Genomic DNA, 6,940 nt, shown 5'->3' on the forward strand with positions numbered 1-6,940 from the left:
CCTTTGGATTCGCAAAAGCGCTCGAAACGCTTCACGTTTTCAGGCTGCCAAGCATGCTGGTCGGCACAATGCCGCATCAGCGTCTCAAAATTTAAGGGTCCCATAGTGCCCTCCGTTCTAGTGGTGAAGGTTTGACCTTCGGTTGTCTCTGGGCTAATCATAATCACTATTGACTTTTTGTCAAATAGCTTTTTTTCTCCGAAGGGCCGCTTTCACAAACTCCGTAAAAAGTGGGTGCGGAGCCAGCGGTCGAGCCCGAAGCTCGGGATGAAATTGGGTGCCGAGGAAAAATGGATGCTGCCCAGCTGCTCCTGTACCTTTTTTTTGCGGCAGCTCCGCAATCTCCATCAATTTTCCATCTGGTGAGGTGGCTGAAAAAACCAGACCGGCTTGCTCGAGGTCTTTAACATATTCTGGATTGACCTCATAGCGATGACGATGACGTTCATTGATCGTCTTGGCTCCATACGCCGCTTGGGCAATAGTGCCTTTTTTTAAATGCGCAACATACGAGCCGAGACGCATAGAGGCGCCGTATTTTCCTTCAGCCAATTTTTTCTTTTGATCGGGCATAATGTCAATGACTAGGTGCTTGGCCGCTGGATTGATCTCGGCAGTGTTGGCATCCTTCCAGCCCAAAACATTGCGGGCGTATTCAATGACTAAGAGCTGCATACCGTAGCAGAGTCCAAAGTATGGCACTCCATGAGTCCGCGCAAACTCTATCACTTTGAGCTTGCCCTCGATCCCCGACTCGCCAAAGCCGCCCGGCACCAGGATGCCATCATATTTTTTCAGCCCGACAATGCGCTCTTTGCTGATTTTTTCGCTGACCCCTTTTTTAACTCCTTTTTCTCCAGTCGTCTCAAAATCCTTGGCATTGACCCACGCTAGATTGGCTTTGACGCCCACACTGTACGCCGAAAATTTGATCGCCTCAATCACAGAAAGGTAGGCGTCCGACAACACAAAATCCCCGCTATCAAAATATTTGCCCACCACAGCAATGTTCACCTCTCGTGGCTTGCCATCTTTCCCTACAGTTTTGCTATTTTTCACTTTTTTAACCTTGTTGACAAAAGTTTTCCACGGCGACATGTCAATATGCCCATTCGAAAGGCCGAGAGCCTTGACGAGCATTTCACCAAGCTTATCTTTTTCAAAATTTAAAGGGACATCATAGATGCTGTCGATATCCGGAGCAGAAATGACATTTTCGATCGGCACGTTGCACGAAATAGCGATCTTGTCCTTGCGTTTTTTGTCCAAGGGCACTTCGCTGCGAGCAATAATAAAGTCCGTTTGGACGCCATAGGAGTTGAGCTGGCGGATGGCATTTTGAGTTGGTTTGGATTTCATTTCGCCAAGCTTGGAAGGGATCGGCAAAAAAGAAACCATAATAAAAATAACGTCGTGAGGATTTTTGACTTTGAGCACTCGCGCGGCTTCGATAAACATAATATTTTGGTAGTCGCCCACCGTACCGCCGATTTCGATGATGGAGATTTCTGATTTGTTTTTACGCGCTGCGTCTTCATAGCGATGAATGATCTCATCTCGGATCGTGTCAGCGTCGATGCACCTGCCTCCAAAGCCGAGCGCGCGCTCTTTGTCGATGACATACTTGTAGACCATGCCACTTGTCATATAATCAGCTTCAGTGAGGTCACGATTGAGAAAACGCTCATAGTTGCCCATATCCTGATCCGTTTCGAGTCCGCTATTTAAAACAAAAACCTCACCGTGTTCGGTGGGGTTCATAGTGCCGGCGTCTACGTTTAGATAAGGGTCGACTTTGGCGATGTTGACATTAAATCCTTTCGCCTGAAGGATAGTGCCGAGCGATGAAGTGGTGATGCCTTTCCCTACTCCCGACATCACTCCTCCGATAACAAAAATATATTTATGAGAAGTGAGAGATTTTTTATTTTTTTTAGGCATGTGTTTCCTTTTATTCTACCCAATTTTCCTCTTTTAGGCGATGTTGACTTTTTATGTGAAGGGTGGCAGTATAGTGTCCAGATTTGAAAAATTATGTCGAGAACATCAAGTGTTTTTATTGTCGAGTATTCACCCGAAAATCAGGTCAAAGTCATCGAATCCCTCGAAAGGGCCGGCCTGACGGTGCCTGCCTTTACACAGAGCACAATCGGCGAGAACGAGATCAAAGTGTATCTCTCGGACAGAAACCCCGAACAAAGGCGCCAAGTGGAAGCCGACCTCAAAAATAAGCAGGTAATCATCGGCGTCGTCAAAGGTGTCGATTGTATTAGCTTGATGGAAAGGGTCTTTGACCGGCATCATCGCGCTCGAGGCTATTTTCCTTCAACCCAGGAGGCCTCACGTACCGCTGTTGAGCTTTTCACCCTCATCAATCCTCACGTTGCAACTCTGCCAGCCGTGCAGAAAAAAGATGCCAAATTGCACGTCGGCTGCAGTTGCGCCATGTAAGGCACCCTCCCCCACTAATCGCTCGCCACACATCAGGACCCCCATCCTGCTGTGCTGGCGAGCGGTTTTTATTTTAAAATCTCTACAGATTGGTAATATTCAGGAGGCGTAACATTCCTGGTTGGTATGTCTCTTTTTCTCAATATGTAATATAAGACATGAAAATTATGCCTTATATTACATATTGAGAAAAAGGGTATCCTAGTTCCAAAATTTTCAGCCCGAAAAACTATATCTTTAAATACCGCTTCACCGCTAGATAACTCGACGCCCCTCCCAACACCAACCCTGTTACCAAAATAATCAAAAAGATTTGGGCGAAATTGGCCACATAGTAATTGAACATATTGAGACCTGTCAAAACTGAGAGACCGTAGCCGGATGTGCCGACCCAATACGAGATAGGATAAAAAATAGCCAGCGTAATAATGGTCCCTATAAATCCATACATCAGACCAACCACCACAAATGGCCCGCGAATAAAAGTATTAGAGGCTCCGACAAGCCGCATCACCGCAATCTCCTCCCGAGAACTGTAAATGGAAAGACGGATTGTGTTGAAAGAAATGAGCAGGGCAATCAAGATATAAAAGATGGCGCGGAAAAGGCCAAACTGATGCGTCGCATTGATCACTTTGGAAAGATTGTCGATAGCCACTTTGTTTTGATTGTAATTTATCTTATCAATGATGCTTGAAGTGCCACTGTTGGCGCTGAGATCGCTCTTGCTTTGCAAAAATTGCGCCAGACCCTCGTATTGAGAAGGCTCTTTGGTTTTAATATTCAAAACGGCTCCGAGCGGATTGCCTGACAATTCATCCAGAGCCTGGAGAGTGAGCTGATCGTTTTGATGTCGAGTGCGAAAATCAGACAAGGCCTGCTCGCTTGAAATATATTGCACAGACTGGACTTCTGGCAGAGCTTGAATTTCTTTTTGGAGATCTAAAATATCGGATTCGTTGGCGGTAGTGGTAAAATACACATTGACATCTACCTTATCCTTGAGACCGGAAAGGATCGAATTCATCATGGCATTTTCCAGGAGCAAAGAAGTGACGACTGAAAGAGTCACGGTCATAATCAAAACCGAAGCCAAAGAAACTGATCCATTTCTCCAAAAACTGATTGATCCCGCCTTCAAAACTCTTTTTATTTTTGTCCAGAACATATTTTTAATTTATTATAGCACGTACTTGCCTTCCTTATCATCTCGGATAATTTTCCCGTTTTCCATAGTGATCACCCGCTTGCCGAGTGAATCAATCACGCCCTTATTGTGGGTAGTCAAAATAACCGTAGTACCCAGGTCATTTATTTTTTTCAAAATCTGGACCACATCAAAAGTGTTGACGGGATCAAGGTTGCCAGTTGGCTCATCTGCGATAATGAGATCTGGCTGATTGACAATGGCGCGAGCAATGGCTACGCGCTGTTTTTCTCCACCTGAAAGCTGGTGGGGAAAGTTGTGCATTTTTTTACCCAGATCAACAAGATCGAGGACATGGGGCACATCAGCTGCAATCTCTTCTTCAGTCCTGCCCGCCGCCTCCATGGCAAACGCAATGTTTTCATAAGCCGTCTTGTGAGGCAAAAGGCGAAAATCCTGAAAAACCGTCCCGATGCGGCGGCGCAAATCATTCATCTGCCCTCTTTTAAGTGACTGCACATCTATTGATTCAAAAAAAATCTCTCCTTCGGTCGGACGCTCTTCAGCCAAAATCATGCGGAGCAAGGTAGTTTTTCCCGCGCCAGACTGCCCCACGATCGAGACAAATTCTTTTGGTGATATTTTTAGATTGATACCCTGGAGAGCGACGGAATTGTCGGCGTATATTTTGGAAACGTTGTTAAAGTAAATCATAAGAAAGTTTAAATTTATTTAGTTTGAGCAAAAAATTGATGCTCGGCGGCAATAAACTCATCAAGCTCGCCGTCTTCGAGGACTCCTTTGATATCGCGGACTTCTAAATCCGTGCGATGGTCCTTGACGAGCTTATAGGGGTGGAGGACGTATGAGCGGATTTGATTGCCCCACTCTACATCGGTCGTCTTGGAAATATACATTCCCTTTTCTTTGGACATACGTTCTGCCTCTCTTAGAGTATACAATTTTCCTTTGAGAATGGCTATAGCTTTTTCCTTATTTTGCAGCTGGGAGCGCTCCGAGACTACATGTACTGATAGTTTGGTGGGTTTGTGGACTATTCGCACGGCCGTTTCGCGTTTATTGACGTTTTGTCCGCCCGGACCGCCAGCTCTGGCAAAGGTAATCTCAAGCTCGTCATCGGGTATTTGAATGTCCGTCACCGTTTTTTCAAATTTAGGGATCACTTCTACCATGGAAAATGAAGTGTGTCTGAGTTTTTTAGCATTAAAAGGTGAGAGGCGGACCAAACGATGCACTCCCGACTCGTATTTAAGCGTGCCGTAAGCATTTTTGGCATTTATTTCAAAAGAAACGTTGCGAAAACCGTTGTGGTCATTTTTATTTTCATGCAAAAGTACAGTCGGCCAACCCTTACGCTTGAGATAGGCTGAATACATATCAAAAAGCATCCGAGAAAAGTCCTCTGAGTCGTCTCCGCCGGCTCCAGAAAAAATAGTGATAATAGCGCCGCTCTGGTCGTAAGGACCATCCATGGCTGAAGCTAAAATTGGGGACTTGAGAGCGGAAAGCTCTTTGACCAAGGTTTGGGCTTTTTCCCTGTCTTGCCAAAAATCCGCCTTTAGCATCGCATTTTCTATTTCGGCGATGCGGGAAGCATTTTGATGCATATGAGAATTTTCTGAATTATCCATAAGGTGATTATAACACGGAGCCGAAGGTGAGAATCGAACTCACGACCTCTGCTTTACGAAAGCATTGCTCTACCAACTGAGCTACATCGGCAAAATTATGTTGGGCCTACCAAGACAGCTACATCGGCTGAATTTATTAAAATACATACAGAATATAGCACAATCGGACTCATCGACAAATCAATCTGTAATCTGGAGAATCTTTTTGACTTTTTTCATATCTATTTTTAAATCAGATACATCTACTTTTAGACACCCCACATCTATTTTTAATATACTAACGTCTGTTTTTAGTTCTGCCACATCCTTTTTCAAGAGAGAAATATCTTCCTTCATCTCGCAAATATCTTCTTTCATTTCACAGATATCCTCCTTAATTTCACAGATATCTTCACAATTCTTTGCAACCATTTCTATGGTGCTATCTAGCTTTTGATTAAAACGATCGAGGGTAAGCTCAAATAAATCTTGCTTGTGTTCAATTGCATCAAGTCTGTCTCTAAACCCCTCTAAAGTATCTCCAAATCCTCTAATATCATCACGGATTTGCTCAATTTGGGCAGCGGCATACCTCCTATAATCTTCAGTGAGATTATAGATTTTCTCATCTTGACGCTTTTCAAACATTTGAAAAAAGCTTTGTAAAACAAGGCTGAGACGATCTTCGGTAACATAAACGGCTGTATCCATATTTATTTTTGATTATACTACATTGCTAATAAACGCAATATACCAAAAACACATGAAAACTATTCCAAAAACTCGTCAATTTTCTACGAAGAAAATACCCAGAAACCTAAATACCCTTGGCGACGTTTCCCTGCTGCCAGATAGAACTTGAGTCTTCAGGCAGAGTGGGTACGAGCCAAGGGTATTTAGGTTTTTTGGTTTTTTGGAGCCATTGGACAGAATCGAACTGTCGACCTTCCCCTTACCATGGGGATGCTCTACCAACTGAGCTACAACGGCAAAACTTTCTAGTCACCGCTCCGCTATCTTATGCGATTTTTCGCTTTTTGGCAAAAACTGGAAAAGAAACCCTGTCGTCCTCAACCACACCGTCAAACTGTCCGTCCAAACTATCAGACCAGTGCTTTATTTCTTCAACCGTTTTGAAATAGCCGTGTTCATTGACCCATTTGCCAATCTCTTCATCGGAAACCCCACAGGCCACAAAATCACGAAAAGGTCCAGCTTCAATCCCCTTAAAACCAAACAAAGTTTTATCTAAAGGACAATTAAAACGATACTCCCCTACCGTACCCGCAATAGTTGCCCGACATTTATCAATGGTCCTCGGCAACAAGGCAAAACCATGCAATCTCATATACGGGCTGCGCGGCGCCATTTTAGCCAAGTCTTTAGCTTTTAAATCGGGAGCAAAAAATCTCTCGATCCAATTGTGGAGAATGTTGGTGCTGGCAGGGACGATGTTAAAAATAATGGCAATCGTAAAAATCAAAAGTGAAAGAGTCGGATTCCAAAAACCAATAATAATGGCAGCCAAAGCTGAGACGATCGGAAAAATAATACGGATGTAGCCGCTGCGGCGATCTGTAGGCGTGATGGGCGCCGTTTCGATAGCCGGGTTGTGCTCAATATAATAGCGCATAAAAAGCAGAGTCACTCCGATACAAATAACATTGAGACCGTAAACCGTGATGGCGGTAATATTTTCACTATACTGTCC

The 6,940-nt window shown here is 44.2% G+C and carries 7 protein-coding genes and 2 tRNA genes; 1 reads left to right on the forward strand and 8 read right to left on the reverse strand.

Features of this window, described 5'->3' with window-relative positions:
- Positions 1-180: 180 nt before the first annotated feature.
- Positions 181-1,941, reverse strand: coding sequence for a CTP synthase (locus tag PHF79_03550; GenBank protein MDD5318859.1), 1,761 nt, complete (start codon positions 1,939-1,941; stop codon positions 181-183).
- A gap of 93 nt (positions 1,942-2,034) precedes the next feature.
- Between PHF79_03550 and PHF79_03555 the strand changes: the two genes are divergently transcribed.
- Complete coding sequence (locus PHF79_03555; protein MDD5318860.1) at positions 2,035-2,451, forward strand: hypothetical protein; 417 nt, start codon at positions 2,035-2,037, stop codon at positions 2,449-2,451.
- A 229-nt stretch (positions 2,452-2,680) separates the two neighbouring features.
- Here the strand turns inward: PHF79_03555 and PHF79_03560 are convergent, their stop codons facing one another.
- The 7 genes from PHF79_03560 to PHF79_03590 all read right to left on the reverse strand — a co-directional run.
- A complete protein-coding gene (locus tag PHF79_03560) occupies positions 2,681-3,619 on the reverse strand; it encodes a permease-like cell division protein FtsX (protein MDD5318861.1) in 939 nt (312 codons plus the stop codon).
- A gap of 12 nt (positions 3,620-3,631) precedes the next feature.
- Positions 3,632-4,312, reverse strand: a complete 681-nt coding sequence (ftsE, locus tag PHF79_03565; GenBank protein MDD5318862.1) for a cell division ATP-binding protein FtsE — start codon at positions 4,310-4,312, stop codon at positions 3,632-3,634.
- A 14-nt stretch (positions 4,313-4,326) separates the two neighbouring features.
- Positions 4,327-5,250: a PCRF domain-containing protein gene (locus tag PHF79_03570; protein ID MDD5318863.1), complete on the reverse strand. Its 924-nt coding sequence runs from the start codon at positions 5,248-5,250 to the stop codon at positions 4,327-4,329.
- 18 nt (positions 5,251-5,268) lie between these two features.
- Positions 5,269-5,341, reverse strand: a tRNA-Thr gene (locus PHF79_03575).
- An 89-nt stretch (positions 5,342-5,430) separates the two neighbouring features.
- Positions 5,431-5,940 (reverse strand): hypothetical protein, encoded by a 510-nt coding sequence (locus PHF79_03580; GenBank protein MDD5318864.1) that lies wholly within the window; start codon positions 5,938-5,940, stop codon positions 5,431-5,433.
- A 203-nt stretch (positions 5,941-6,143) separates the two neighbouring features.
- Positions 6,144-6,219 (reverse strand) — tRNA-Thr (locus tag PHF79_03585).
- Positions 6,220-6,247: 28 nt separating this feature from the next.
- Positions 6,248-6,940 (reverse strand): DUF5069 domain-containing protein (locus PHF79_03590; GenBank protein MDD5318865.1); only part of this gene is annotated, 693 nt, incomplete at its 5' end.

The organism is Candidatus Paceibacterota bacterium (genome assembly GCA_028714275.1).
In the GTDB taxonomy this organism is placed as follows: domain Bacteria; phylum Patescibacteriota; class Minisyncoccia; order Phycocordibacterales; family CAINVO01; genus CAINVO01.

Bases quoted from the DNA above. Each gene is read 5' to 3' on its own strand.
- PHF79_03550 (MDD5318859.1), bottom strand. From the start codon at position 1,941: ATGCCTAAAAAAAATAAAAAATCTCTCACTTCTCATAAATATATTTTT.
- PHF79_03555 (MDD5318860.1), top strand. From the start codon at position 2,035: ATGTCGAGAACATCAAGTGTTTTTATTGTCGAGTATTCACCCGAAAAT.
- PHF79_03560 (MDD5318861.1), bottom strand. From the start codon at position 3,619: ATGTTCTGGACAAAAATAAAAAGAGTTTTGAAGGCGGGATCAATCAGT.
- ftsE (MDD5318862.1), bottom strand. From the start codon at position 4,312: ATGATTTACTTTAACAACGTTTCCAAAATATACGCCGACAATTCCGTC.
- PHF79_03570 (MDD5318863.1), bottom strand. From the start codon at position 5,250: ATGGATAATTCAGAAAATTCTCATATGCATCAAAATGCTTCCCGCATC.
- PHF79_03580 (MDD5318864.1), bottom strand. From the start codon at position 5,940: ATGGATACAGCCGTTTATGTTACCGAAGATCGTCTCAGCCTTGTTTTA.